Annotated in this window: 16 protein-coding genes, 2 tRNA genes and 2 rRNA genes (1 of these 20 running past the window's edge); 12 read left to right on the top strand and 8 right to left on the bottom strand. The window is 40.0% G+C overall.

Going from position 1 to position 23764, the window contains the following annotated elements; genetic code table 11:
• Nucleotides 1–10: 10 nt before the first annotated feature.
• From NMG88_RS20550 to NMG88_RS20540, 3 genes are all read left to right on the top strand, one after another.
• On the top strand, nt 11–1534 hold the full coding sequence (locus tag NMG88_RS20550) for a hypothetical protein (protein WP_027249620.1): 1524 nt from the start codon (nt 11–13) through the stop codon (nt 1532–1534).
• A 99-nt stretch (nt 1535–1633) separates the two neighbouring features.
• Nucleotides 1634–2647, top strand: a complete 1014-nt coding sequence (locus NMG88_RS20545; protein ID WP_027249621.1) for a succinate dehydrogenase/fumarate reductase iron-sulfur subunit — start codon at nt 1634–1636, stop codon at nt 2645–2647.
• Entirely contained in the window at nt 2644–2823 is a 180-nt protein-coding gene (locus NMG88_RS20540; protein ID WP_026786275.1) for a chlorophyll a-b binding domain-containing protein, read from the top strand. The genes NMG88_RS20545 and NMG88_RS20540 overlap by 4 nt, the downstream gene beginning before the upstream one ends.
• A 58-nt stretch (nt 2824–2881) precedes the next feature.
• Here the strand turns inward: NMG88_RS20540 and NMG88_RS20535 are convergent, their stop codons facing one another.
• Nucleotides 2882–4114 carry a molybdopterin molybdotransferase MoeA gene (locus NMG88_RS20535; protein WP_027249622.1) on the bottom strand — a complete coding sequence of 411 codons (1233 nt, stop codon included), beginning with the start codon at nt 4112–4114 and terminating at the stop codon, nt 2882–2884.
• Nucleotides 4115–4442: 328 nt separating this feature from the next.
• On the opposite strand from NMG88_RS20535, the gene NMG88_RS20530 reads away from it, so the two are divergent.
• Nucleotides 4443–4709, top strand: a complete 267-nt coding sequence (locus NMG88_RS20530; RefSeq protein WP_042156422.1) for a hypothetical protein — start codon at nt 4443–4445, stop codon at nt 4707–4709.
• 153 nt (nt 4710–4862) lie between these two features.
• Nucleotides 4863–6272: a hypothetical protein gene (locus tag NMG88_RS20525; RefSeq protein WP_254035760.1), complete on the top strand. Its 1410-nt coding sequence runs from the start codon at nt 4863–4865 to the stop codon at nt 6270–6272.
• Between the two features lie 40 nt (nt 6273–6312).
• On the opposite strand, the gene NMG88_RS20520 is transcribed toward NMG88_RS20525, so the two are convergent.
• From NMG88_RS20520 to NMG88_RS20495, 6 genes are all read right to left on the bottom strand, one after another.
• Nucleotides 6313–6834, bottom strand: coding sequence for a C39 family peptidase (locus NMG88_RS20520; protein WP_254035759.1), 522 nt, complete (start codon nt 6832–6834; stop codon nt 6313–6315).
• A 95-nt stretch (nt 6835–6929) separates the two neighbouring features.
• Nucleotides 6930–8522: a tetratricopeptide repeat protein gene (locus NMG88_RS20515; protein WP_254035758.1), complete on the bottom strand. Its 1593-nt coding sequence runs from the start codon at nt 8520–8522 to the stop codon at nt 6930–6932.
• On the bottom strand, nt 8503–12483 hold the full coding sequence (locus tag NMG88_RS20510) for an nSTAND1 domain-containing NTPase (RefSeq protein ID WP_254035757.1): 3981 nt from the start codon (nt 12481–12483) through the stop codon (nt 8503–8505). The genes NMG88_RS20515 and NMG88_RS20510 overlap by 20 nt, the downstream gene beginning before the upstream one ends.
• A gap of 117 nt (nt 12484–12600) precedes the next feature.
• A complete protein-coding gene (locus NMG88_RS20505) occupies nt 12601–13875 on the bottom strand; it encodes a caspase family protein (RefSeq protein ID WP_042156413.1) in 1275 nt (424 codons plus the stop codon).
• A gap of 52 nt (nt 13876–13927) precedes the next feature.
• A protein-coding gene (gene prfB / locus NMG88_RS20500; protein ID WP_235752158.1) for a peptide chain release factor 2 occupies nt 13928–15050 on the bottom strand; the annotation gives its coding sequence in 2 pieces (ribosomal slippage) (nt 13928–14977 and nt 14979–15050; 1122 coding nt in all).
• On the bottom strand, nt 14976–15131 hold the full coding sequence (locus NMG88_RS20495) for a hypothetical protein (RefSeq protein WP_167541241.1): 156 nt from the start codon (nt 15129–15131) through the stop codon (nt 14976–14978). The genes prfB and NMG88_RS20495 overlap by 75 nt, the downstream gene beginning before the upstream one ends.
• A 7-nt stretch (nt 15132–15138) precedes the next feature.
• Between NMG88_RS20495 and NMG88_RS20490 the strand changes: the two genes are divergently transcribed.
• Nucleotides 15139–16818: an ArnT family glycosyltransferase gene (locus NMG88_RS20490; RefSeq protein ID WP_254035756.1), complete on the top strand. Its 1680-nt coding sequence runs from the start codon at nt 15139–15141 to the stop codon at nt 16816–16818.
• A 316-nt stretch (nt 16819–17134) separates the two neighbouring features.
• On the opposite strand, the gene NMG88_RS20485 is transcribed toward NMG88_RS20490, so the two are convergent.
• Nucleotides 17135–18106 (bottom strand): SPOR domain-containing protein, encoded by a 972-nt coding sequence (locus tag NMG88_RS20485; RefSeq protein WP_235766090.1) that lies wholly within the window; start codon nt 18104–18106, stop codon nt 17135–17137.
• Between the two features lie 136 nt (nt 18107–18242).
• Here NMG88_RS20485 and mnmA point away from each other — a divergent pair, with 136 nt between their 5' ends.
• The 6 genes from mnmA to NMG88_RS20455 all read left to right on the top strand — a co-directional run.
• Nucleotides 18243–19331 carry a tRNA 2-thiouridine(34) synthase MnmA gene (gene mnmA, locus NMG88_RS20480; protein WP_042156405.1) on the top strand — a complete coding sequence of 363 codons (1089 nt, stop codon included), beginning with the start codon at nt 18243–18245 and terminating at the stop codon, nt 19329–19331.
• Between the two features lie 176 nt (nt 19332–19507).
• Nucleotides 19508–20800 carry a M16 family metallopeptidase gene (locus NMG88_RS20475; RefSeq protein ID WP_026797974.1) on the top strand — a complete coding sequence of 431 codons (1293 nt, stop codon included), beginning with the start codon at nt 19508–19510 and terminating at the stop codon, nt 20798–20800.
• A 666-nt stretch (nt 20801–21466) separates the two neighbouring features.
• Nucleotides 21467–22959, top strand: a 16S ribosomal RNA gene (locus NMG88_RS20470).
• A gap of 118 nt (nt 22960–23077) precedes the next feature.
• Nucleotides 23078–23151: transfer RNA gene (locus NMG88_RS20465), tRNA-Ile, on the top strand.
• Nucleotides 23152–23163: 12 nt separating this feature from the next.
• Nucleotides 23164–23236: transfer RNA gene (locus tag NMG88_RS20460), tRNA-Ala, on the top strand.
• Nucleotides 23237–23444: 208 nt separating this feature from the next.
• A 23S ribosomal RNA gene (locus NMG88_RS20455) occupies nt 23445–23764 on the top strand; it runs 2567 nt beyond the window's last position.
• The 16S and 23S rRNA genes sit together here with 2 tRNA genes alongside, the layout of an rRNA operon.

Here is a 23764-nt window from a genome sequence, read left to right as displayed (position 1 = left end):
ATACTCAATCATGAACAATACCCTCTCAAAATTCAAACAATTAAAATGGGTTGAACCCTTAGATCAAGCCGCCTGGATTTTAATTACAGTTTTAACTGTATTAATCGGAATTGTTTTATTAACAGGCGATCGCACCACTCCCCAAGTCAAAGAATTTAGTTGGCAAAACAAACAAATTGGGGCAGAAGACATGGGATTATTGCTGACTTTCAATCGTCCTATGAATCGGGAAAGTGTAGAAAAAAACTTTCAAATTGATCCACCTTTACCTGGTAAAATTAGTTGGGCAGGACGACGCATGGCCTATACCTTATCGGAACCTGTACCCTATGGAACCCCCTTTAGTGTGCAGTTAAAAGGAGCTAGAGACCATTTATATGGCGATAAACCAGGAACATTAATTCAACCGTTTACTGGCTTTTTCAGAAGTCGCGATCGCGCCTTTGCTTATATTGGAGTTCAGGAAAATCAAGAAGGAAAATTAGTTTTAGTTAATCTAAGTGAAAAAGAACCTAAACCTATTATTTTAACTCCTGAAGATTTAGTTGTTTTAGATTTTAAAATCTATCCTAAAGGAGATAAAATTCTTTTTTCTGCTATTAATAAATCCGAACAAAAACAAGGATCAATTTCACCTGAATTATATACTGTTGCCACAGGAATTAATCCTCAATCCCCTGGAGAAGATCCTGAACCTGCTCAACCAGTCGGAAAAATTGAAAAGATTTTAGATGCTAAATATTATCGAAATTTAAAATTTGATTTATCCCCAGATGGTAAAATTATTGTAGTTCAAAGGGTTAGTCAAACTAATCCTAATGATGCCAGTCCCTGGTTTATTGAAAGCGGAAAATCTCCTAAACCCTTAAATATACAAGGAGGAGACTTCTTAATTGCTCCAGATAGTCAATCTCTGGTTATTGCTCAAGGGCCAGATTTAACAACAATTTTACCTCTAAAACCCGATGCTAAACCCTTAGAATTTTTACCAAAATTTGGTCGAGTTTTAGGATTTGCTAATGACGGTAGTGCGGCGGCGATGTTAAAATTTAATCCCGATGGAACCCGATCACTGTTTATAGTTAATAACCAAGGACAAGAACAGGAACTCTACCGTACCCCGCCGTTTGGGAATATTGTTAGTGCCGAATTTGATCCCAGTAATAGCCTTTTATATTCTTTAATTACTGAAGTTTTGGATAATCCTGAAGTCTACAAAGAACAGCCTTATATTGTAGCAATTGATATCAAAACCAAACAAGTTGTTCCCTTTGTGATTTTACCTAACCAACAAGAAATTAATATCAGTTTGTCTCCCGATGGATTAGCCTTACTTTTTGATCAAACCGTTATTGAAATAGGTGAATCTAATAATTCGAGTCAAGCTACAAAAACCCAAGCAGGAGATACAATTAAAACCAGTCGCATCTGGATTTTACCATTAATGATAGATACGCCTACCGATGGTTCCAAACCTCAAGTTAAACCAGAAGAATTGCCCTTTTTTGGTTTCCATCCCCAATGGCTACCCTAAAATAGTAGTAAGCCCTTTAGGGCTAAGAGGTAGTAAGCCCTTTAGGGCTAAGAGAGTCCTAAAGGACTTACTACGAAATTAACTAATCAGTGTAAAAATATGAGAGTTAAGTTTAATATTGTCCGCCAAAATCCTAATACCTCAAGGGAGGTGCAAAGTTATCTCCTCGATGTCGAACCCGGAAATACTATTTTAGACTGTCTTAACCGAATTAAATGGGAACAGGACGGAACTTTAGCCTTTAGAAAAAACTGTCGCAATACCATCTGTGGTAGTTGTTCCATGGGAATTAATGGCCGTTCTGCGTTAGCCTGTAAGGAAAATATTGGCAGTGAAGTTGCCCGTTTACAAAAAATTGCCGAGGCGAACTCCAGTCAGACTCCTTCAAACGATATCCCAGAAATGACTATTGCTCCGATGGGGAATTTCCCCGTGATCAAAGACTTGGTGGTGGACATGAGCCGTTTTTGGGATAACTTGCAAACCGTTGAACCCTATATTAGTACCGCAGGTCGGGCTATTCCTGAACGGGAATTTCTGCAAACCCCAGAAGAACGATCCCAACTTGATCAAATGGGCAACTGTATCCTCTGTGGGGCTTGTTATTCCGAATGTAATGCCGTCGAAGTTAACCCCGATTTTGTCGGGCCCCACGCCTTAGCTAAAGCTCAACGGATGGTAGCCGACTCCAGGGATGCCAAAACTGAACAACGTTTAGAACAATATAGCCAAGGAACCAACGGGGTTTGGGGCTGTACCCGTTGCTTTAACTGTAACTCTGTTTGTCCGATGGAGGTCGCCCCCCTAGATCAGATTACTAAAATTAAACATGAAATTCTCGAACGCAAAGATGCCAGCGCCAGTCGTCCCATCCGCCACCGGAAGGTTTTAGTGGAATTGGTAAAACAGGGAGGTTGGGTAGATGAACGCAAATTTGCTGTAATGGTAGTGGGGAATTATTTCCGCGATCTCAAGGGGTTACTCAGCTTAGGGCCCGTGGGAATGCGGGTGATCATGCGGGGTAAATTTCCCTTGACCTTTGAACCCTCTGAAGGCACAGAAACCGTGCGATCGCTCATTCAATCTATTCAAGACTTAGAAAAACAACCATGACTTCTTCCACACCTTCTACTCCAGCCCAACCCAACCCCCAACCCGAACCCGCCATGGGTTGGACTCTCTACGCCGAACAAATTAACGGCCGTTTTGCCATGTTGGGATTTGTTCTATTAATTGTATTAGAATTTTTTACCCATCAAGATTTATTCACTTGGTTGGGTTTACGTTAGGTTTTCCAACTAGATGAAAGTGCGAGCGTCCTCGCTCGCTCAGGGTTTCCCTCGGCTGTTAACGAATTTTCAATACCTTAACAGTATCCCCCGCATTAATTTGAGATTGACCAATCGGTAAAACTGCTAAACCCGTTGTTTGTGCCAAATTAATTAAATTACCAGAAATTTGACTTCCGGGGGCTAATTGAAACTCATATTCCCCATCAATTAAACATAATTGACCCCATACATAAATTTCCCGTTTTCCTCCTCCTTTTAACTCTTGACGCGATCGCGCCTTCACAAATTCTGGCCCCCAAAACTGAGATAATAACCCCGATTGTTTTTTAATCGCAGGTTGGACAAAACGCCAGAAAGTTACTAAAGTAGAAACAGGATTTCCGGGTAAACCAAAATATAAACAATTCGGGAATTTGGCTACTGTTAAAGGTTTTCCCGGTTTAATTGCCACCGATTGGATATGAATAGTTCCGCCTAATTCCGTTAAAATTTCCTCAACATAATCATAATCCCCAACAGAAACCCCCCCGGTTGAGATCACAATATCGGCTGTTTCTATCGCTTGAGAAATAGCTTTTTTTAATACCTCCGGTCGATCAGGAATTATCCCTAATTCGATCACTTCTGCCCCTAAATTCCTGACCACCGTAAATAACGCATACTGATTAGAGTCTACTAATTGTCCTCGTTTTAAAGGGGTATCAGCCGTGACTAATTCATCCCCCGTTGATAATAACGCCACCCGCAACCGTCGATAAACCGGAACCTGGGTACATTGTGCCGCTGCTAACACCGCAATCTCCGCAGCATCCAAAGGAATGCCAGGAGTAAGCAGGGGTTCTCCTGCTTTGTAATACGAGCCCTGATGTCGAATAAAAGCCTGGGGTTTGGTGGGAGACGATAAAATTTTAACCTGATTTCCCTCCCGTTTTGTATCTTCCTGAATTACAATAATATCCGCACCATTTGGAATACAAGAACCTGTAAAAATTCTGGCAGCTTGTCCCATTTTAATTGTAGATTTAGGAGTAGATCCAGCCGGGATTTCTTCAATAATTTCTAATAATTTAGGATGGTCTATGGAAGCATCCTCAACATCTTGATATCGGACTGCATATCCATCCATTGCCGAATTATCCCAATGGGGAAAATCCAATGAACTCACTACAGATTTTGTCAAAATTCGACCAGAAACTTGAGTTATTGCCACCTTTTCTTGATCAATTTCAGCATCCAAAGGTTGGACTAAACTTAATATTATTGATTCTACTTGTTCTACAGGTAACATGATTATTTTTCTAGGATTGACTATGGATGGTCTTTACTCTGGTAAAGTTGAATTATACTTAATATCAAATCCCTCTAAACCTCCACACCGGATTTTAGAACCGGTTTTGAGATCAAAAGGTCAACTTTTTCTCTTTTGTCTGGCTTTCTGTGATCTGTATCACAAAAAAGGCGGGAATTGATCATCATTCTTCCCCAATAAGCGTCACTGAAACTGATTAAAATTTTTGTCACAATTAGAACAGGATCAAATATTAAACACTAATCAAAACGATTTCTGAGTTTTAAGACTAAAATTTATTAACCCCTCGCCTTACTGGGATATAACCATGATAAAACCAAACCGGACTAAAAGCATCATCCCCGATCCCGAGGAATGGCTCACAGAGCATTATGTATTAGCGAGTTTTGCCCATACTCTCAGTACCCTAAAACAACTTTTGGCGGATGAAGAAACCCAGGTCGATCATAAAATTTTCTATACCCACGAAGGAGAATTAATTCTGGGAATGGCAACCAGAAACCTGTTAAAAGAAAGCTATGGTGATGACCATTGGCAATATGTCGAAAATTACCTATCAGTCTGCGAATATTAAATATTAGGGGATAATAAGGGCAGATTGGTTATTGTGGTTATTATCAGTAATAACCCTCTTTTGTCATTCTCCGAAAAATCTTGCATTTTTTGAGTCCTAGAGCGTAGACACAGCAAGCGATCACGCTATTTTTTTTAGATTGCAACTTCAACCATGAAAAAATATTTAGCCGGAATCATCCTACCTGTTCTTTGTTTCCTATCTCCAACGGTGGCGAATGCTCAAGTTGAAACCACTATTCAACCCACTCAAATCACGATTGCAGGAAACCGCATAGAAAAACAACCATCTCGTCAAATTTTTGTCCAAACTAATAGTCCGATTCAGGATTTACAGGTTTTAGCATTAGATTTGAATAGTCGGGATGGAATCACAATATTTCCTGCATCGGGTATTATTTCTAATAAGTCAAATTGGCAAACTATTAGATCAAATCAAATTATAGTTCCAGTTGAATTTAATTTAAGTCAAGCTCCCAGTAGTGGAGAATATCTCGGCAATTTACGTTTAACCTATACCGGAGGAGAATTAACCCTTCCTATTACTTTACAAATTAAAGATTGGTGGTTACCTCCTCTGTTAGTATTATTTTTAGGAACAGGATTAGGAATTTTAGTCTCTGTATATCGCGCCCAAGGACGACCTCGGGATGAAGTTTTGGTGCGGATAGGACAATTACAAACTCAGATGCAGGAGGATATAGAATTTGTAAAAATCACGGCATTTAAACAATATATTGAGGGGTGTTTAATTGAAGTTAAAATGGATTTACAAACGGAAAAATGGGAACAAGCGATCGCCATTTTGGAACAAGCAGAAAATATTTGGAAACGCTGGGTAAAAGGACGATCAGATTGGTTACAACAATTCGATTATTGTCAACAAATCAGACAACAGTTAGAGGATAAAAACCCCAATGATTTAGAAATAAAAGCCATATTACGGAATTTAGAAGCCACGATTAACGATGCGCCAGAACTGGAAACCCCCGAACAATTTCGAGAACGGTTAGAGAAAATTTACCAACAGATGAATCAGTTGGTTTTGGAGAATCAAAAACAAGATTTAAAAGCCTTAATTGCAGAAATTCCCTTAGATAAACGGAATTCTATTCTGCCTCAATTTCAACAATTAGAAGCAAAAATTGCTGCTGAATCTCCGGCTAATTTTACACAATTTAAGGCTTTAACAGCAGAATTAAATGATTTAAAGGTACAAGTTGAACAATTTGATGATCAACCTTCATCCCAATCAGCTATTTCTAAGAATCTATTGGAATCGGGAGGAATTAGCTCTCCTCCTCAGACTCGTTCCACAATTTCCACACCAGAAACAACCAAAGCCGGAGTCCGATTAAAGTTATTTACTGGAACCAGTTATGCGATCGCCGTTATCTTTTTAGCCGGAGCCGGATTCAGTCAATTATACATTGATAACCCCACCTTTGGAGCCAATCCCTGGAAAGATTATTTTGCATTAATGGCTTGGGGTTTTGGTGCAGAAGCCACCCGGGATGCGATTACAAAAGTTGTTCAAAGTTGGAATTTACCGGGGTTGAAGTGAAATCAAATAATAGTACATCAAAGCCAATTAAAAACAGGGGTTAAATCCGATGAAATAAATGCACCCAACCTGTCTGACCTGGATCAAAAAATACTGTTTGATTAATTAAATCATAGGAATAGTGCAAATTGTCTCCACTTAGATCGGTTCTATAGCCATAAGGAAACCATTCACCATAGGGATCATTAACCCAGAATCCTGTTTCATCATAACCGCGTAATAAAATAATATGTCCTTGAGTAGTAAGCTGAGTATGAACTACAACAGGATTTTGGTTTTCCAGGTTTTTTTTCACATCTTCAATTCTGCCTTGCATAGTAAAGTTATCAATGGCAACATCTTTCATCAGAATATTAAAGACTTCTGCTAAGTGAATTCCATTTTGACGATGTAACCCTCTCTGCTCTAATTCAGTATAAAGTTTATCTTTAATTTCGTTATGGGTTCCAGGGTAGCCATAGTGTTTCATGACCATTGTGATGCAAGTTGCAGCACAAGAGTCTTTAGGATACCAATAATTAGTAATTTGAAAGAAATGCCCAACAGGAAGATTAATAGACATATTAGCTATCAATATAATTGTTTATTTCAATTTACACAAGAACTTAGTCAATATTCGGAAGCAATTGTTTAAGAATTGTTAATTAAAATATTAAATTATGGCGGAAATCCAGGGGGGAATGGGATCTCTCTAACTCCACCTCCTTCAGGCCCATTAATTAAAGCTGGCCACATACTCCCAGACCATTCGGGTAAAGCTTGAAGATAATCTGAAAGAGCTTGTGTTTGATTTCCCAGATCATAGTATGCTAGACCTCGAATAAAGTAAGCATTAGCATGGGGTTCCTTAGCTTCAGAGTTAAGTTTTTTCAGTAATTCTTCATGCAGTTTAATTGCATGGTTAGAATCTTCAATCACTTTCTCTAAATATTTTGTATTCTTTGACAACTTATAAAAATCATAATAGGTCAATCCTCGAATTGCATAAAAGTCTGCAAAATCAGGATATATTTTAATAACTTGGTTAATATTTTCCAGAGCTTCTTTATAGTTTTTTTGTTTATAATGAGCTAACCAAAGACCATAGTAAGCTAAAGCTTTTAATGAATTGTCGCTGGAATTTAACTGAATAACTTGATTCAAGTCCTCAATGGCTTTTTGATTATTGTTACTATCTAAGTAAATTAGAGCGCGTTGATGATATAAAGAATCATCATTAGGATTGGTTTTTATTTTTTCAGTTAAACTTTTTATCCTGCTTGAATATTCATCACTAAAAATAGGACAGGGATTAATTGTATTAATAGGATAATTTTTATAAAAAAATGGATCATTCCGAATAGCATTAGTGAAATCATCGATCATTTCAAGAAATATACGGTCATTGAAAATACCATTTTCAATCGCATTATTAATATTTTTCTTTGTATTCATTCTTTCGGAGCCAACAGAAAACTGAGAAGCAATTTTATAAGAACTTAGATAACCTCTTAAATAATAAGCATTAGCAAAATTGGGGTTTAAACTTATAGTTGAACTTGAATACTGTTTTAGGTAAGAAGACAGTATTCCCTGACTACCTATTTGCATCAAGAGATCAAATCTAGCATATCTACTTCCAAAATATTTAGGATTTCCTAATTCAAAGTAAGCTAAGGCTATGGCTTGATTTAATTTATCTTTATTGTTTGGATTGAGATCTTGGGCTTTTTTAAAATCCTCAATAGCTCCTTTATAATCTTCTAAATAAAAACGAATTTTCCCCCTTTTAATATAGGCTGTATCAGAATCAAGTTTAAGCTTAGAAAAGCTGTTAACTATTTCTGGGGTAATAATTGAACTCAAGCAACTATTTCGATAATCATGAAATTGCCGACTATTTAAATTGTTATAGCCTTTGTTATCATCTAATTCATGGTCTGATAAAGTCTGATTATAAATTTTATCAAATAAAACTTTATTAGCAATTTTTAAGTCTGGATCTAATCTTAAATATTTACTCAAAGATTCAATCACTTTTGTTTCATCATTATACAGAGGATCTTTAGATAAATAGCTTGCTAAGGTATAATAATCCCAACTTTGAGATTGCTCTAAAGAAAGTTTCTCTTTTTGGCTTAATCGAATAATATTGAAGGCATAGACTAACCCTAATAATTCTACCCCAGCCAAAAATGCTAAAATCAATATTAAGAGCTTTTGATGGTTATTCTTTAAAACGCTTTTAAAATTATTGAGCAGGTTTTTCATGGCTAAAATCTCCATTTTTAATTAAATTGTAACATAAATTAGACTGATTAGCTTCCTTCTGGTGATGAGATACGATATATCCCTTTGACCAAGTACAGCTTTGTGACAACAATTGCTCTAGGTTTAAATTTCGCAAAACGACTAAATTATCCTGACTGGCTGAAGCTAAGGTTTGACTATCAGGGCTTAAACTAACACCATACAGATAATTAGTTTCAGGTATAGTCTGTAATAAATTCCCCGCTAAATCCCATAATTTTATTGTTCGGTCAAAACTGGCTGATGCAATAGTTTGACCATCAGGAGTAAAATTAATATCGAGGATACTCATATTATGTCTAGGAACATTTGTTAAAGGAATTGATTCACCATCGGGTTTCCATAGTTTTATCGTTCCATCCATGCTGGCTGATGCTAGAATCTGACCATTAGGGCTAAACGTTAATTTTGTTACTGAACCTTCATGGGCATTAATACTTTTAATTAAAGACCCCTCAAGACTCCAAAACTGAATGTTTCCATTTTTACTCCCAGAAACAAGAGTATTCCCATCAGGGCTAAAAGTTACATCCCAAACAGGATTTTCAACATTTAAAGTCTTAATCAAGGTTCCGTCTAGTTTCCAAAGTTTAATAGTTCCATCCTCACTCGCAGAGGCTATCATCTTATCTTGAGAATTAATACTAACACTCACAACTTTACCATTATGCCCTTGAAAGGTTTTAAGTAAATCGCCATTCTTATTCCACAGCTTAACAGTTTTATCGCTACTCGCAGAGGCAATCATTTCTCCATCAGGACTAAAACGAACTTTGATTACGGGTTTTTTATGTCCTTTTAAAATATGTAGTAAATCTCCATTAGGCTTCCATAATTTAATCGTTGTATCTTGACTAGCAGAAGCAATGATTTGACCATCAGGAGAGAAGCTAACACCCATCACCGGAGCATTGTGTTTAAGAAGTTGAGGATGTATACCCTCCCATCTCCAAAGTCTAATAGTTTGGTCTGTACTGGCTGAAGCTAATGTCTTACCATCAGGACTAAAACGAACACCTACGACTGGAGCTTTATGAGCTTCTAAAGTTTGTAATAGTTCTCCATTCTTAACCTTCCAGAGTTTAATTGTGTTATCAGCACTAGCTGAAGCAATCATCTTACTATCAGGGCTAAAATCAACTTCTAAAACTTTATCTTGATGTCCCGTTAATGTTTTAATTAATTTTCCATCTTTGGTTCTCCAAAGTTTGATGGTTTTGTCTGCACTGGCTGAAGCAATTATATCACCATCGGGACTAAAACTAACTTCTAAAACTTTATCTTGATGTCCGGTTAATGTCTTGATTAATATTCTATTTTTTGCATTCCAAAGTTTGATGGTTTTGTCTGCACTACCTGAAGCAATCATATCCCCATCAGGGCTAAAGCTAACACTAATCACTTCATCTGTATGCCCTAAAATTTGATGCAAAAATTTTCCTGTTTCGGCATCCCATAGCTTAATCGTTTTGTCTGCACTGGCAGAGGCAATGATGGGCAAAGTAGGATGAAAACTAACATCATAAACTTCTAAATTATGGGCTGGAATCGTTCGTAATAAATCACCCTCTTTGCTCCAAAGTTTAATGGTTTTATCTGCACTTGCAGAAGCAAGAGTTTGACCATTCGGGCTAAAAATAACTCGATAGATCTCGGCTTCATGCCCGGATAAAGATTTTATGAGTTGACCGTCTGCTGTCCAAAGTTTAATAGTTTTATCTCGACTAGAGGAAGCGATCGTTTGGCTATCTGGGCTAAAACTGACACTGATTACTGCATCTGTATGATCTTCTAAATGATTAGTTTCTCGAATATTATATAAAACTTGATTTAATTCAGTTAAAACTTTGATTTTTAGAGAACCCGGAACTAAAAAAGATATTCCTTTTACCATTTCCCCCGCTTTGATACTTTTCATTAAAGCATCTAAATCTTGATTATCAGCAAACAAAGCCTGAGAGGATTCACTGAGAGCTTTAATAGTTTGGAGTCTTGCTTGTAAAGATTGATAAGCAGAAAAAGCGGTTAAGCCAGCCATTAACAATAATGAAACTATCAAAGTTCTATTTTTAGATTTTTCGGCTTTTAAGGCTTTTTGTTTATTCTCATTGGCAATTGTTTCCTGTTCTAACCGTTCTCGAATTAACGCTAATTCCCGTTCTTGAGCTTCTAATTTTTGTTGTTTTTCATCCTCTATTGCCGTTTTACTTAATTCAACTAACACTACTAATTGATCATCACTCCCTAATTCTGCTGCATCCGAACTCTCTAACCAATGTTGAGCTTCAATGATCTCAAATTCATCTAATAACCCCCCTTTACCTTTCCCTAACCTCGCCCACTCTTGTACTTTTGCTATCAGTCGGCGACGGGTTTGTTCGGCTTCTCGGCGTTGAATAATCCAGTCCTGTAATTGGGGCCAACTGCTAATTAAAATTTCGTGAGAAATATCCACTTTTCGGGTTTTGTCCTCCTTTCCACTTAAGGTTAATAACCGACGATCTGCTAAATAACGTAAGGTTTCTTCAAAGATTTGATCATTATCTCCCCTGGCTTTTAAGGCTTCTACAGATTCTTGTCGCCGGGTATCTGCCCGCCCTTCTCCAAACTGAATTAAACGTAAAAATACCCGACGGGCGATGATTTGTTGTTCATCGGTTAAATCAGCGATCGCAGCATCTGCCCTTTGCGCGAGCGCTACTTGAATTCCGATTAATTTATTATTAGTAGTAGAGACTGCATTATAATAGGATAATACCAACGCTTCATAAGCTCTTAACGGTAAATATCGTCGTTCTATTTTTTCCCATAATAAGACTAATGTTTCTTGTAATAAAGGTAAAACCCCAGGTTCTTTTGCTGCTGTTGTAATTAACCGTTCTAATAATGTGCCTTCTATAAAAACTCTCGCCTGTTCCGCAGGTTTAAGAATAGCTTCTTGCAGTCCCATTTGATCTAAAGGTAACACTTCATAGCGATGGGCTTTAATTTCTCGCCAGAAACAAGTTGATTCCATTAATTGCGGATAAAAGTCGGCTCTAACTGTTAAAACGACATAAAAATTAGGCTGTTTATACAGATTTAATAATATTTCTTGAAATGGAGTTACGTCTTGAGGAGATAGGGTAAAAATTTCTTCAAATTGATCAATTACTAATAGGGATTTTTGTGATAACTTAAACTTTGTAGTTATAGCTTCAGCAGAGGTAAGATCACAGCCTAATGTTGCGGTTAATGTGGTTATCGGTGTTGTACCCGGACGCATGGAATAGATTTGCCAGGGTTCTTTTCCTAATAAATGATTTTTTTGCATTTGGGGAATTAACCCAGCAAAAACTAACGAAGATTTACCGCTTCCCGATGCTCCAATTACCGCTAAAAAGGGATATAATCTTAAGTGTTGAATTAAATCATTAACTTCTCGTTGTCGTCCAAAAAAGCGATCGCTATCTTCTTGTTTAAAGGGAACCATCCCCGGATAGGGACAATCTGGAATGGTGGTTAAAGTTGGAACCGGTTTTTTAAAATCCTCACAAATTCGTTGAATGACTTCCTGTTGTTTTGTCGCATCCGTCGCATCCAAACACCCTAACATTTCTAAGCGCATGGGTAATTCTTGAACGGGATTCAAAATAATCGGAACAACTGGCCATAAGGTAGCATCAACTCCGTAGGATTGGAACAGTAAATTAGCAAATTCTACAAAATTATCGGCTAAATAGGCCGGGGAAATAACTAATAAGGTTCGTTCACTATTTTTAACCGCACTCTCAAATTCAATTAATCGAGGAACACCTAACCGAAACATCGCCTCGGAATGACAGGTTAACCCCGCTTCTTCTAAAGCATTTAATAAATAACCTTCCACCCAGGCGTCATCCTCATCGGCGTAGGAGACAAATACAGAATATTTTTTGGACATAGCAATCCCTCTGGTTTATTTGGGGGTGAAAACGGTATTTAATGTGATCAATTCACCTGTTTTACATTACAGTGCTATCAAAGGAAATTCCTGTACAATTTTTTTATAATTTTTTAATCATTCGTAAAGTCCTGATGCACTGCGATGAGGAAGAGGTTGTTTTAACTGCTCAATTAACTTTTGAAATTCCCGTTCAGCCCGTCGAGGATGATTGAGTTTAGCCATAGACCCTAACTTCAAACGTTCAGGAAGTTTAATGGCATCAACAGCCTCTTTCTCAACACAAACTATACGAGCTTTCCCTTCCTCAATTCCTAAGTTTTGAGCCAGAGTATTCTCAAATTCTGCCATATTATTATCTAAGTATAAATTCGATAAAATGACAAGGGTTCGTTTAGAAAACTTAACACCTCGTTCTATATTAATTACCCGTGCGACCCCTAATAAATCCACATCTCCTGAAACCGCTACTTTTAAGTTTTCGGCTTCTAATTTCGGCACTAAAACATCCCAAACCCAAGTTGAATCAGGGTCTTCATCCACATAACTAATATAAACATCATAGCGGAATTCTTCTTGTACAGAAGGAGAAATCGGACTCACTCCTTTTTGTCCCCCTAAATATAGAGTTAGGGGAAAATTTTCCTCAATATCGGATTTAAAAATTGGATGTTGGTTGGGTTGGTCGGCGGTAACTTTCGGTTGTAAATATTCAAAAATATCAAATATTCTAATTAATCCATCATTGCTAGTAATTCCTCCTTTTAACCCGGCAATTAAATGTTTAGTAAAAACGCTATTAGTTGAGCCGGAAGTTACATAGGATTGTTCAGTATTACGAGAGGATGCGAAAATTACCCGACCTTTTCCTTGCACTAATTGATCATAATAATTATCGGGTAATCCCCCTTTAATTTCGGGTATGGTTGGATCTTTAGGTTGACCAATTCCCCCAGCGTGACAACAATCAAAAATTACAACTAATTTTCGGGCTGGAATTGCTCTTAATACCTCTGTAAATTGAGATCCTGAAATAGCGGTTTCTACTAAGGATGCACCGGACGTATAAACCGTATCAACGGGTAATAAATATTCTCCCGCAGTGGGCCCGAATTCAATTCTGCCGCCATGTCCCGAATAATAAATTAATACCGTTGAATCGGCGTTGGTTTTAGTAGATAAATCAGTTAATGCTTGAGTTAAGGCTGATTTTGTGGCTTTTTCATCTAATAATAATTCCACATTTTCGATCAAATAACCACAGAATGAAGGTTCTGTGAGTAAACTATAAATATCCTTAGCATCGTTGAGAACCGTTGACGGCAAAGGTTTGATCTTTTGATAATTGGCAATTCCAGCAATGAGAGCGTAACAGTTGTTTAATGTTGTCATATTAATTAGGGTGGGCAGGAAAACCCCGCCCCTACGGTTGATAAATTGGTAATTAGGCAGTTTGGGGTTCTAGGATTTGATTTTCCTGACGTAAATAGGCTTGAATGAAAGCATCTAATTTTCCATCCATCACATCCTGAATTGCCGTTGTTTCTTCATTAGTGCGTAAATCCTTCACCATTTGATAGGGATGAAATACATAGTTTCTGATTTGATTTCCCCAAGCTGCTTCGACTAAATCCCCGCGAATTTCAGCGATCGCTATTGCCCGTTGTTCTTGGGCAATAATTAATAATTTTGCCTTCAATAAAGCTAGGGCTTTTTCTTTATTTTGCAACTGAGAACGTTCTTGGGTACAACGCACGGCGAGTCCCGTTGGTAGGTGAACAATACGCACGGCTGTTTCAACTTTGTTAACGTTTTGTCCCCCTTTTCCTCCCGACCGAGTGGTGGTAATTTCTAGGTCTTTATCAGGAATATCCAACTGAATAGAATTATCCAAAATTGGCATAATTTCCACCCCAGCAAAACTGGTTTGTCGCTTATCATTGGCATTAAAAGGAGAAATTCTAACTAAACGATGGGTTCCTTTTTCTCCTTTTAAATAACCGTAGGCATAACGACCGTCAATTTCCAAAGAAACCGATTTAATTCCTGCTTCATCCCCTTCAGAAATTTCGGTTAAATGTACTTTATATCCCTGAGCTTCTCCCCAACGAGTATACATACGTAACAGCATTTCTGCCCAGTCTTGAGCATCAGTTCCACCCGCTCCGGCATTAATGGTTAAAATAGCACCATGTTGATCATAAATCCCTGAGAGAAGTTGTTGCAATTCCCATTGATCAAATTCTCGATTGAGTCGCAAAATCGTAGCTGTTGCTTCTTCTAAAAGGGAGTCATCGGTTTCTATATCCAATAATTCCAAGATAGCCTTTGTATCTTCAATCGCTTGCCGCCAGTGTTCCTGCTGCTGCACAATTGATTTAAGATCATTCAACTGTTGAAGGGTTTGTTGTGCGGTTTTTTGCTCATCCCAAAAGTCGGGTTGGGCACAAACTTGCTCTAAATCTTGAATTTTGGCTTGAAGTGCAGGCAGGTCAAAGATAGTCCTGGGTTTTACCCAGGTGCTCAGACAACAGTTCGATTTCCCGTTTAATTTCTAAAACATCCATTGCAATCACTAACCGTTTTTCAACACAAAAAGGTACACTTTTAATTTTAGCGGGAATTGGGGAACAGTCAACTGTCAACATTTAAACTATGTCGCGTCAAATTTTTACTGGAGATAGTCCTTTGCGCCAAATGCGTCCCGTTGATCGTTGGGTTGATTTATTATGGTTTTTGGGTTTATTGGTAGCGGCGCTGACCCTCTATGGACTGAATCTAGGTGGAGTCCCCCTACGAGATTGGGATGAGGGGTTAGCGGCTCAAGTGGCGCGGGAAATTGGGCGGGGACAACAAACTTGGCTCCATCCAACTTTACATGGAATTCCCTATTTGAATAAGCCTCCTTTAGTGCATTGGTTAATGGCTTTTGCCTATCAAATTGGCGGCGTTAATGAATGGATGGCGCGACTTCCTTGTGCACTATTAACAGCCATTTCGGTTCCTATTTTGTATGGTATTGGTTTGGAACTATTTCGCCATCGTACTTCGGCTCTATTTTCAGCTTTAGTTTATTTAACTTTAATGCCTGTTATCCGTCAAGGACGGTTAGCGATGTTAGATGGAACAGTGATATTTTTATGGTTAGTTTTAGTTTGGTGTGTGTTGCGTTCTCGACGGGATTTAAGATTTGCTTTAGGGTCGGGAATTGCCTTTGGTTTATTATGTTTAACTAAGGGAATTTTTTTAGGATTATTATTAGGTGCGATCGCCTTTTTCTTCCTATTTTGGGATACGCCTCGCTTGTTAACCAGTCCCTATCTGTGGTTGGGTTTAGGGTTTGGTTTAGTACCTGTGGGTTTTTGGTATGGGGCACAATGGATTTATTATGGACAGGGATTTATTCAAGGAAATTTAGTCAATCAATCTTTACAACGAGTTTGGCAACCGGTTGAAAACCATTCCGGGCCGATTTGGTATTATTTATTGGAACTTTTCAAATATGGCTGGCCTTGGCTCTTATTTTTGCCCCAGGGATTAAAATTAGCTTGGCAAAATCGGAATTTAAGTTGGGCGAAATTAATTATAGTTTGGACGGGGATTTATTTTGTTTCTATTTCATTAATGACAACTAAATTACCCTGGTATATTTTACCAATTTATCCGGTTTTAGCCTTGGGGGTGGGGCGATATTTGGCGGAAGTTTGGAAGGAAGGAGATCGGGATATTGGGTTATGGAAATTGGGGAAAGTGGGGCGAGGCAAATATGAACATTTTGTTAAACCAACGCCTGATCAACTCTTACCATTTTTTATTCTATTAGCGATCATTTCAGCCATTGGATATTGTTATTTTGGCGGGATGCTTTCTTGGGTTGATCGTAATTTTATCGCTCAAAGAGATTTACAATTTACCTTGGGCACTTTGATGTTAACAATGTCCTTTGTATCGGTTTTAATTAGCCAAAAAGATCGACAATTTTTGATAGTTTTATTTTGGGGAACCTATGTATCTTTATTGTTATTTTTTACTTCCAATTATTGGGTTTGGGAATTGAATGAAGATTTTGCTGTTAAACCCGTGGCGACTATGATTAGGGAAGGAACACCCCCCGGACAAGAAATTTATATGGGTCATCCTTTTGGGCGTCCGTCGTTGAATTTTTATAGCGATCGCCATATTCATGCGGTTAATGATATCACCCTAAAAAATAAATGGCAAACCCTGGATCAACCCTACTTACTATTAAAAGAAAATACCCTGAGAAAATTAAACTTAAACAAGGTTAAAAAAATTGATCAAACTTCCGATTGGATTTTAATAACTCATAAGTAGTTGCACAAAATAAATTACCTAGTTGTGAGAGGGAACACCGGAACAGCCCCCCCAAACCCCCCGTGCACGGGGGGCTAGGGGGGGAGGGAACAGGGTAGAGGATGTGTAATTAATTTTGTTTAGGTACTTACCAATTCTATAGCGCTACGCACTGGGGAACAGGGGAAAAGCCCCCCAAACACCCCGTAAACGCAGGGCTAGGGGGGGAGGAAAAAGTAAGTAGTGAATGAGTTTGTTGGATTTAGAAGTGTCCTAACTGTAATCCGTAGCACTATAGGGTTAAAGATATTCTTCCTACAATATATCTAATTGAACATTATCTCCCAAAATAAACAATAGCGCGAGATAAACCCGAACTTTGCAAGTAAATTTCCCATTCTTTAGCTAACTGTTGATTGGCAAAAGGGCCAACTGCAACAAACGGATTAGCAGTCGCCTGTTGCATCTGAATACTTTGGGAAGGAATGCCCAAAGCTACCACATTTTCAGCCAAAGAAACCAGTTGGTTTCTTTGGCTAGGAATTAAGATAAAATAGCTATCGGTATTCCCTAATCCTAAACCAGAACCCGGAAATGCGGGCAAAGTATTCGGGGGGATATTGGGAATACTAGCTAAAAATGCTTGTAATTGTGCGGTACTATTAATAATAGTCGAAGAAATCCCCGCGAAGGATAACTTTTGACGAAGTTGGTCAGCATTAGATTGATTCACAAAACTGCCCGCTTGAATAATTAATTGTCCTTGATAGGTTGATGTTCGAGCATTGGGAGAAATTTGGCGGACTGCACTTAAAGAATTTGTAGTCGGACTGACGTAAACTTGATATAATCCTAAGTCTGTTGTAATCGGAAGTTGACCCGTGGGAATCGAACTTTTAATCACTTTAATATCCGTTTGGTCAGGGGGAATCACCATGGGATTAACCTGGACTGGACTATTGAAATCTTCTCCAGATTTTAAGTTAATAATTTCTCCTTGAACTCCCTGTCTTCTTAAATTTTCAATCAGTTTTTGAGCTTCACTTTGATTAAAATAAATACCAAGATCAATAATGTTACGATTATCATATCGTTGCATCATGGCTCCGGGCTGAATTTGCTGCACGACTTCTAGGAGAAAAGGACTTTCGCCATTGACATAAACCCCATAGCGTTCTTGAGCTAAAACAGGGGAAACTATGGCTCCATATACCCCTAATAGCATCAGACTAGAAAATAGAGGTATTTTCCAGATCAATTTTGTCAGGCGATTTGTTTTTTTCTGTATTACAATGGAATGGAATGACATTTTGGTGTTCTCCCGTTTTGAGTGGGTTCGTTTGATATTGGTAAGTAAGTCAGTTCAGATTAATCAAAATTGGCAGAACAGTCAAGATTAAAGTTAGGTTAGTTGATCAAGATTAGCAAGTTATTCTAATGGAATTATGAGAAAAGTTGTTGTAGGTCTTTCGGGTGGAGTCGATAGTTCCGCCGCCGCCGCCCTGCTACACCACCAAGGTTATGAGGTGGTGGGCTTAACCCTTTGGTTGATGAAGGGAAAAGGACAATGCTGTTCTGAAGGGATGGTAGATGCAGCCTACATTTGTGAACAATTAGGTGTTCCTCATCATATTGTGGATAGTCGAGATTTATTTCAAACCCATATTATAGACTATTTGGTGGATGGATACCGGGAGGGAATTACCCCCTTACCCTGTTCTCAATGTAATCGGACGGTGAAATTTGGCCCGATGTTAAATTATGCTCGGGAACAGTTAGGAATTGATCGAATTGCCACGGGTCATTATGCTAGAATCGAATATGATGAAAAGAGCGATCGCTATCAATTAAAACGAGCCCTAGACCGCAATAAAGATCAGTCTTATTTCTTATACGATTTAACCCAAGATTTACTTGCTGCAACTCTATTTCCCCTGGGAGAAATTTTAAAAACTGAAACCCGTCAAATTGCTAATCAATATGAATTAAAAACCGCCGACAAACCCGAAAGTCAAGATTTATGTTTAGTAGAAGCGAATGGCTCCATGCAGGCTTTTTTAGATAAATATATTACGGGAAAAAAAGGCGATATTATTGATACCAAGGGTCAAGTTTTAGGACAACATGAAGGCATTCATCATTATACCATTGGACAACGCAAAGGCTTAGGAATTTCGGCTCCCAATCCCCTATATGTTGTTGGGATTGATGCGGGTCGGAATCAAGTGATTGTGGGGGACAAAGAAAGTGCGGTACAAACTGAATGTGCGATTAAACGAGTAAATTGGGTGGGGATAGGGACACCTAACACCCCCATTCGTGCCCAAGTCCAAATTCGCTATCGGTCGGAACCCCAGCCCGTTACCGTGATTCCGATTCATCCCCCAGATGGAGCAGAAATTGATCCCAAAATCGGTTCCTGCGTTAAACTCATTTTTGATGAACCCATCTTTGGGATTACTCCGGGTCAAGCAGCAGTTTGGTATGACGGAGATTTAGTTTTAGGTGGGGGAATTATTGATATTCAAAAATAAGTTTTAATTGAACGATGACAAATTGGGGTTTATTTGTGTTAAAAAATGCAGTAACAGGGAATAGGGGATAGGCAATGGGCAATAGGAAGAAATAGGGATTACCCATTACCCATTACCCATTACCCATTACCCATGCCGATCTCACCCCCTGACCTTGAAGGAAAAATAGAGGAACTGTGACCCAAACTTTAACCCCATCTAATGCCATTCGTAATGTCCATCGCACAGTTCTCGATAACGGAATTGTGTTGCTAGTCACCCAAAATCCTGCCGCTGATATTGTTGCAACTCGTTTATTTTTACGCACAGGAAGCCGATGGGAACCCCAAGAAAAAGCAGGATTATCCCATCTATTAGCGGCGGTATTAACCAAAGGAACAGACCAGCTTTCTTCCCTGGAAATTGCCGAACAAGTTGAATCAGTAGGGGCTAAATTAAGTGCAGACACATCAACGGATTACTTTTTACTCAGTCTAAAAACCGTTGCTTCCGATTTTCAAGAAATCTTAAGTCTAACGGGTCAGTTATTACGGTTTCCCTCCTTTCCCGAAGAAGAAATCGAACTAGAACGTCGCATCACCCTCCAAGGAATTCGCTCACAACGGGAACAACCTTTCTCCGTCGCCTTTGAACAACTGCGACAACAGATGTATCAACATCATCCCTACGCCCTCTCCATCCTAGGAACCGAAGCCAGCGTTGCCCAAATCAGCCGCACTGACCTACAAGAATTCCATCAAACCTATTTTCGTCCTGATAATTTAATTATTTCCATCGCCGGATGCGTGACCCTAGAACAAGCCCTAGAACAAATACAACAGGTATTTGGTGACTGGAGGGCCCCTTCTACTCCCTTACCTACCCTATCCCTACCCATCTTAACTTCCTATCCCCAAAACACCATTACTCCCCAAGAAACCCAACAATCCGTTGTCATGTTGGGCTATTTAACCAGTTCTGTCAATCATGAGGACTATTCAGCCTTAAAAGTCTTAAATACCTATCTGGGAAATGGGTTATCCAGTCGGTTATTTGTGGAATTGCGGGAAAAACGGGGTTTAGCTTACGATGTATCGGCTTTTTTCCCCACCCGTCTCGACCAGTCTCAATTTGTTGTCTATATGGGTACGGCGCCGGAAAATACCGAAATTGCTATTGAAGGGTTACGCACCGAAGTAGAACGCCTGGTCAATATTCCCCTAACGCCCGATGAGTTACAGGTGTCTAAAAATAAACTGTTGGGTCAATATGCTCTAGGAAAACAAACTAACTCCCAACTGGCGCAAATTTATGGCTGGTATGAGTGTTTAGGGTTGGGGATTGAATTTGATACGGAATTTCAGAATAATATTGCGGCGGTGACTTCCTCAGAAACCCTGGACGTCGCTAACCACTATTTTATTGAACCCTATCTTTCCGTTGTTGGCCCGGAATCTTTCGTGAGTTCCTTTTCTACTTCCCAGTCTTAGGGGTTGACTCTGGCTTTGAACCCATGGGGAAATAGCGTGAGATCCTCCCTTGCTAACTCAGAACCGATGGAGCTACGATGTATATATAGCAGTCTTGTTGTCAAGATTTTGAAAGGAAAGTCTGAATCTTGTCGGGTTTGACATTCTTGTTGATGTCCTAACTTCCTTGACTACTAGATTAAAAACGACAGAAGATGGTTACTCCCCAATTTTGGAGAGTGAAACAGTCCTGTTTAAAGGGGGGGAGTCCAAGTGGCACTAACAGATTTATTTCTCAAAGGTGGAAGCAGCGGAACCCGTCCCTGAGCCATGGGTATCATCCCGATGTCCAATAAATTTTTGCTGGATTTCGTTGTGCGTTCAGTTTATTTCTCAGATCTGCCCAACCTCAAAACAGCCCAAACCCTGATGGTACAAGAATTTCAAAAAAAAACAAAAAAACCTCAAAAAAAGCTTGACAAACCAGAGCAGATTAGATAAATTAGTAAATGCGCTTGAGAAACGAAAGCGACGAGAGCGCGCCGAACCTAGAAAAAAGAATACGTTTGAAAGTCGAATTTACAAACTCCTAGTCAAAAAACTAAACGAGGAGTCAACTGTAAAGTTGATGACTCAAAAATAACATGACTAATTAAATTAGTCAACAGAAGAGCTAACAGATTCTTCAAAACGGAGAGTTTGATCCTGGCTCAGGATGAACGCTGGCGGTCTGCTTAACACATGCAAGTCGAACGGAATCCTTAGGGATTTAGTGGCGGACGGGTGAGTAACACGTAAGAACCTGCCTCTAGGACGGGGACAACAGTTGGAAACGACTGCTAAACCCGGATGAGCCGAAAGGTAAAAGATTAATCGCCTAGAGAGGGGCTTGCGTCTGATTAGCTAGTTGGTGAGGTAAGAGCCCACCAAGGCGACGATCAGTAGCTGGTCTGAGAGGATGATCAGCCACACTGGGACTGAGACACGGCCCAGACTCCTACGGGAGGCAGCAGTGGGGAATTTTCCGCAATGGGCGAAAGCCTGACGGAGCAAGACCGCGTGGGGGAGGAAGGTTCTTGGATTGTCAACCCCTTTTCTCAGGGAAGAACACAATGACGGTACCTGAGGAAAAAGCATCGGCTAACTCCGTGCCAGCAGCCGCGGTAATACGGGGGATGCAAGCGTTATCCGGAATGATTGGGCGTAAAGAGTCCGTAGGTAGTCATCCAAGTCTGCTGTTAAAGAGCGAGGCTTAACTTCGTAAAGGCAGTGGAAACTGGAAGACTAGAGTGTAGTAGGGGCAGAGGGAATTCCTGGTGTAGCGGTGAAATGCGTAGAGATCAGGAAGAACACCGGTGGCGAAGGCGCTCTGCTGGGCTATAACTGACACTGAGGGACGAAAGCTAGGGGAGCGAATGGGATTAGATACCCCAGTAGTCCTAGCGGTAAACGATGGAAACTAGGTGTGGCCTGTATCGACCCGGGCCGTGCCGAAGCAAACGCGTTAAGTTTCCCGCCTGGGGAGTACGCACGCAAGTGTGAAACTCAAAGGAATTGACGGGGGCCCGCACAAGCGGTGGAGTATGTGGTTTAATTCGATGCAACGCGAAGAACCTTACCAGGACTTGACATCTCTGGAATCTCCTTGAAAGGGGAGAGTGCCGTAAGGAACCAGAAGACAGGTGCTGCATGGCTGTCGTCAGCTCGTGTCGTGAGATGTTGGGTTAAGTCCCGCAACGAGCGCAACCCTCGTCGTTAGTTGCCATCATTAAGTTGGGAACTCTAGCGAGACTGCCGGTGACAAACCGGAGGAAGGTGAGGATGACGTCAAGTCAGCATGGCCCTTACGTCCTGGGCGACACACGTACTACAATGCGAGGGACACAGAGCAGCCAACCCGCGAGGGAGAGCGAATCTCACAAACCCTGGCACAGTTCAGATTGCAGGCTGCAACTCGCCTGCATGAAGGAGGAATCGCTAGTAATCGCAGGTCAGCATACTGCGGTGAATCCGTTCCCGGGCCTTGTACACACCGCCCGTCACACCATGGAAGTGAGCCACGCCCGAAGTCATTACTCTAACCCTTTCGGGGGAGGAGGGTGCCGAAGGCGGGGTTGATGACTGGGGTGAAGTCGTAACAAGGTAGCCGTACCGGAAGGTGTGGCTGGATCACCTCCTTTTAGGGAGACCTACTTTTGATGAGAGTGCCAAATCCAACAAAAATAGCACCATCAAAAGTCATCCCAGGTCGTGCTAGGAAAGAAAGAGACTTTCAAACGTATCTAAAGTTCGGAAAAAGGGCTATTAGCTCAGGTGGTTAGAGCGCACCCCTGATAAGGGTGAGGTCCCTGGTTCAAGTCCAGGATGGCCCACCTAAAAAATGTGGGGGTATAGCTCAGTTGGTAGAGCGCTGCCTTTGCAAGGCAGATGTCAGCGGTTCGAGTCCGCTTACCTCCACTAAAAATATTCCTAGAACAAATCAGCACTACAGCTTTCTGTGAAGAAAGAGTAAATGCTGGAAAAAGTTCCAGCCAGAACCTTGAAAACTGCATAGAAGAATCAAAAGGGATCAACAATGAAACCAGAACCGGGAATCAGAAACCCGGAAAAGTTCTGGTGTTCAGGAGTTCGGAAACGAACAGAAAATCTCTAAAAAAGAGAAAGTGGTCAAGATAGAAAGGGCTGACGGTGGAAACCTTGGCACACAGAGGCGAAGAAGGACGTGGCGACCGACGATAAACTCCGGGGAGCTGGAAGCGAGCGACGAGCCGGGGGTGTCCGAATGGGGCAACCCAAAAACAGCCCACTGAATCAAATAGGTGGGCATGAGCGAACCGGGCGAACTGAAACATCTTAGTAGCCCGAGGAAAAGAAAGCAAAAGCGATTTCCCGAGTAGTGGTGAGCGAAAGGGAAACAGCCTAAACCAGTCGGTTTACCGATTGGGGTAGTGGGACAGCGACACTGGACTTAGAGAGTTAGACAAA

Origin of the sequence: Planktothrix agardhii, from assembly GCF_904830935.1 — a bacterium.
GTDB classification, from domain to species: domain Bacteria; phylum Cyanobacteriota; class Cyanobacteriia; order Cyanobacteriales; family Microcoleaceae; genus Planktothrix; species Planktothrix agardhii.
The sequence above is the reverse complement of the archived record's forward strand: the minus strand, read 5'-3'. Positions and strand labels throughout refer to the sequence as shown.